The sequence below is a fragment of the Brachymonas moutaii (nom. illeg.) genome (assembly GCF_049977365.1).
GTDB lineage: Bacteria > Pseudomonadota > Gammaproteobacteria > Burkholderiales > Burkholderiaceae_C > Brachymonas.
The window spans coordinates 1-279 of record NZ_JBNGEN010000046.1; the positions used below are offsets into that span (position 1 = coordinate 1).

A 279-nucleotide genomic window follows, 5' to 3' on the forward strand; every position below is an offset into this window, starting at 1 on the left:
GACGCACCGGGTCCGTTTTCCAGCTTTGGCGCATCGGTCAGCATGCAGGGAAAAAATCCAGCTTGCGGGGTACCCCATGGTTTCCCGGCCGGAACCATCATGGCTCCAGATGGAGTGGTCCCATTTTCGCTCACACGAATATCAGATAAAGAATATCGGGGCACATTTGCGACCGACCCCCTGGTGGATGAAGTTTTCTGGGAAGGACGGCCAGCCTGTGAATGGGAATTTGTTGCAGTAGGGTTTGGATTCTCTGCTACAGGTGCAGAGGGCGAGACC

1 protein-coding gene is annotated in these 279 nt (G+C 55.2%); it reads left to right on the top strand.

Going from position 1 to position 279, the window contains the following annotated elements; translation table 11 throughout:
* Positions 1 to 99: 99 nt before the first annotated feature.
* Positions 100 to 279: hypothetical protein (locus tag ACP2WS_RS11355; protein WP_426460863.1), on the top strand; the 180-nt coding region annotated here is incomplete at its 3' end.